Annotated in this window: 4 protein-coding genes; all 4 read left to right on the forward strand. The window is 74.3% G+C overall.

Annotation, left to right across the window (positions count from 1 at the left end; translation table 11 throughout):
* The coding region (locus tag C1I99_RS30815) for a peptidylprolyl isomerase (protein ID WP_111137662.1) at positions 1-562 on the forward strand (562 nt) is incomplete at its 5' end.
* Positions 563-1,065: 503 nt separating this feature from the next.
* Complete coding sequence (locus C1I99_RS30825) at positions 1,066-1,521, forward strand: acetylxylan esterase (protein ID WP_111137663.1); 456 nt, start codon at positions 1,066-1,068, stop codon at positions 1,519-1,521.
* The gene (locus tag C1I99_RS30830) at positions 1,452-2,297 is read left to right on the forward strand and encodes a M15 family metallopeptidase (RefSeq protein ID WP_438941468.1); all 846 of its coding nucleotides are present in this window, start codon (positions 1,452-1,454) and stop codon (positions 2,295-2,297) included. The genes C1I99_RS30825 and C1I99_RS30830 overlap by 70 nt, the downstream gene beginning before the upstream one ends.
* Before the next feature lie 110 nt (positions 2,298-2,407).
* Positions 2,408-2,914, forward strand: coding sequence for a DinB family protein (locus C1I99_RS30835; RefSeq protein ID WP_111137664.1), 507 nt, complete (start codon positions 2,408-2,410; stop codon positions 2,912-2,914).
* The last annotated feature ends 16 nt before the right edge of the window (positions 2,915-2,930 follow it).

Consider the following 2,930-nt stretch of genomic DNA (forward strand, 5'->3'; position numbering starts at 1 on the left):
GCCCGACCCGCGGCGCACCCCCGACCGCGGCACGGTGCGGGTCACCCTGCGCACCAACCAGGGGCCGATCGGGCTCACCCTGGACCGGGCCGCCGCGCCGTGCACCGTGCAGAGCTTCCTGCACCTGGTACGGCACCGCTTCTACGACCGGACCTCCTGCCACCGGCTGACCGCGTACCCGACACTGAAGGTGTTGCAGTGCGGTGACCCGTCCGGCACCGGTTCCGGTGGCCCCGGCTACCGTTACCGCGACGAGCTGCCCACCGACCTGCCACCGGCGCCGACCGATCCCACCGGCGTACGCCGGCTCTACGCCCGTGGCACCCTCGCCATGGCCAACGCCGGCCCGGACACCAACGGCAGTCAGTTCTTCCTGGTGCAGGCCGACTCGGCGCTGCGCCCCCACTACACGATCTTCGGCTCGGTCGACGCCCCCGGTCTGGCCACGCTGGACCGGATCGCCGCCGGCGGGATCGCCCCCACCGCCGAGGACCCGGCGCCGGTCGACGGCGCACCCGCGCTGCCGGTGCAGGTCTGCCGGGCCGCCCGCCACCAGCGCTGAGCACGGGGCCGGCGGCGGTCGGCCGGTGCCCAGCAGGGCGCGGGCCGGCCGGTCGGGCCCGCAGCGGTCCGGCGGTTGCGGCCGCGCAGCACCGAAACTTCGGTCAGCGTGCCGGCCCGCTCCGGCGGGCAGCCGGCCACCTACCTGGCCGCGCGGCTCGGGCAGGCCACCGACGTCTCCAACGCCGACCCGACCCCGGCGTACGGCTTCGGGCACGGGCTCAGCTACACCACGTTCGACTGGACGGGGCTGGGTGGTCGACGCGGCGGAGGGGGCCACCGACGGGGAACTGCGGCTGCACTTCACGCTGCACAACACCGGCAGCCGGTGGGGCAGCGAGGCGGTGCAGCTGTACGCGCACGACCCGGTGGCGTCGGTGGTCCAACCGGTGCGGCGGCTGATCGGCTACCTGCGGGTGCCACTGGAGGCGGGCCGCCCGGTACGTCGACCACACCCGGAGGCTGCACTCCCGGTTCACGGTAACCCCGACGGTCGGCTGAGGGATGTTCACCGATCTGCCCGAGGAGGAGCTGCGGGCGTACCGCAGTGGTGTGCGGGAGCCGGCCGCCTTCGACCGGTTCTGGGCCGATACCCTCGCCCGGGCCCGGGCCCGGGCCCGGACCCGGGCGTACGTCGACGGGGTGAACTTCGCCCGGCGCTGCCGGCTGCCGGCCCGTTTCTCGGTGGCGCTGATGGATGAGATCGTGCCGCCGTCGACCGTCTTCGCGGCCGTCAACGCCTACCGGGGGCCGACGGAGCTGTCGGTCTGGCGGTACAACGGTCACGAGGCGGGCGGTGCGGACGACGCCGCCGCCGAACTGCGCTTCCTGCAGGCCCGGCTGGCGCCCGGCGGGACGCCCGGCGGGGCGCATCCTGATAGACAGGAGGCGTGTCCAGGCCAGGCCGGGCCCGTGCCCGTACCGCCCAGCGGGTCCGCGGCGTCGCCGCCGCCTTCCTGATCGCGGCGCTGGCGCCCGGGTGCGACCGGCCGGCACCGCCGCCGCCGGGCCCGACCGCGCCGGCGCCGGGCCCGACGCCGCGCCTGCCGGGCTTCGTGGTGCTCACCGACGTCGACCCCCGCATCCGCACCGACATCCGGTACGCCACCGCGCACAACTTCGTGGGCCGGCCGGTCGCCGGCTACCCCGAACCGCTCTGCCTGCTCACCCGGCAGGCCGCCGAGGCGCTGCGCCGCGTGCAGGACGCCGCGCTGGCCCGGGGCCGCAGCCTCAAGGTGTACGACTGCTACCGACCCGAACCGGCGGTGGACGACTTCGTGGCCTGGGCGAAGCAACCCGACGAGCAGCAGATGAAGGCCGAGTTCTATCCCCGGGTGGCCAAGTCGGAACTCTTCGACCAGGGCTACCTCGGCGCGCCCACGTCGCACAGCCGGGGTAGCACGGTCGACCTCACCCTGGTCGACGTGCCGACGCCCGACCAACCCGGGTACGTACCGGGTCAGCCGCTGGCCCCCTGCACCGCCGACCGGCGGGAGCGGTTCCCGGACAACAGCGTGGACATGGGCACCGGCTTCGACTGCTTCGACCCGCTGGCGCACACCGAATCGCCCCGGGTCGCCGGCCCCGCCCGGGACAACCGGCGGCTGCTCCGGCAGCTGATGAGCGAGGGCGGATTCGTCAACTACGGCCGGGAGTGGTGGCACTACCGCTACCTCGACGAGCCCTGGCCGGACCGGTACTTCGACGCGCCGGTGGCCCGTTCGTCGCTCGGGTGACCGCCCGACGGGCCGGAGGCGGTTGCGCCGGCCGACCGCACCTGCGGCATGATCACCTGCGGAGGGGTTCGGCGGGACCCACGCGAGCCGTCGACCGGGAGGACGAACCAGTGACCACCGAGCGGATCGGCCCACCGTTGACCGGCGACGAGCGTGAGACGCTGCGCGCTTTCCTCGACTACCACCGGGCCACCCTCGCCATGAAGTGCGACGGCCTCACCGACGAGGAGTTGCGCCGCCAGTCGATGCCCCCGTCCACCCTGTCGCTGCTCGGCCTGGTGCGGCACATGGCCGAGGTGGAACGTACCTGGTTCCGCCGGGTGGTCAACGGCGAGGACATCCCGCTGGTCTGGTCGGACTCCGGCGACTACCAGCAGGCGTACGACGCCCGCACCGCCAGCCGGGCGGAGGCGTTCGACGCCTGGCAGCGGGAGGTCGAGCACTCCCGCCGCATCGAGCGGGAGGCGGAGTCGCTGGACGTGACCGCGTACAACGCCCGCTGGGGCGAGAGCGTGTCGCTGCGGCTGGTGATGCTGCACCTGATCCACGAGTACGCCCGGCACAACGGCCACGCCGACTTCCTACGCGAAGCCATCGACGGCACCGTCGGCGCCTAACCCCCCCGCCCCGCTC

Source organism: Micromonospora deserti (assembly GCF_003236335.1).
GTDB classification, from domain to species: domain Bacteria; phylum Actinomycetota; class Actinomycetes; order Mycobacteriales; family Micromonosporaceae; genus Micromonospora; species Micromonospora deserti.